Genomic DNA, 502 nt, shown 5'->3' with positions numbered 1-502 from the left:
TGGCTCCTGAAGCGGCGGCAAGTCAGAAAGTATTTCCTGCACCGCTGACAGTTTCGGCATTTGCCTGGCCTTTGCTGTCAAGTGTGCCTTTATCTTTATATCTAAAAAGTTCACCGGCAGCTCTTCCTCTGCCAGGCTCTGGGTTGCCGAAGCCTATAAGCGCCTTTCTTGAAAGGTCAAGTGAACTCATCAGGGCCCAGTTAAGAACATTTCCAGAAAAGCAATTGGTATTAATTGTTGTTGACGGCGTGCAGGTGCCTGATTTTATGAAATAACCAGCTGAGTCATAGGTGTAATTGGCAGTTGAATCAAAAAAACCGTAGTAGGTTGTTGCGGGATTGTAATCTCCTGAATAAGCGCGATTCATTATGGCGCTGCCTTTTTCATAAACAATCACTACGTTCGGCGGAACGCCGCCCCTCATTACCTAAGGCGGGATAAGGCAGTAGTTCTGCATCACGGCAGCATGCGAATTAGTTAAAATTAGAAGACTTAAAGAAAA

The 502-nt window shown here is 45.6% G+C and carries 1 protein-coding gene; it reads left to right on the top strand.

Translation table 11 applies throughout. The features are described from left to right. On the top strand, nucleotides 1-275 hold a 275-nt coding region (locus HW443_RS13185; protein WP_219857277.1), incomplete at its 5' end, for a hypothetical protein. Nucleotides 276-502 lie beyond the last annotated feature (227 nt).

It is taken from the genome of Candidatus Hakubella thermalkaliphila, from assembly GCF_013281975.1.
Lineage (GTDB): Bacteria > Actinomycetota > Humimicrobiia > Hakubellales > Hakubellaceae > Hakubella > Hakubella thermalkaliphila.
Note: the sequence above shows the minus strand (reverse complement) of the source record. Positions and strands in the feature narration are given on the sequence as shown.